Consider the following 242-nt stretch of genomic DNA (forward strand, 5'->3'; position numbering starts at 1 on the left):
TGGCTTCGACCAGATGCTGATAGGCGTCGTAGCGGTAACTGACCAGCGCCTGTTCGGTGCTCCAGACACCCTCGCGAAACACCTGATAATCCACGCCGAGCAACTGCGCCCGGTCATACCGCAACAACAACGAACGCCCGGCCCCGTTATCCAGTCGCTGCACCCGGTCAGACCGATCGCGCTGCAGCGTCAGACGATTGCCATAGGCATCGCTGATCGCCGTCAGCCGTCCTGCGCGAAAG

Annotated in this window: 1 protein-coding gene; it reads right to left on the reverse strand. The window is 62.0% G+C overall.

Features of this window, described 5'->3' with window-relative positions:
* Positions 1–242: hypothetical protein (locus tag ACWR1S_RS31010; RefSeq protein ID WP_454566161.1), on the reverse strand; the 242-nt coding region annotated here is incomplete at both ends.

Source organism: Pseudomonas sp. AIG, from assembly GCF_977020205.1.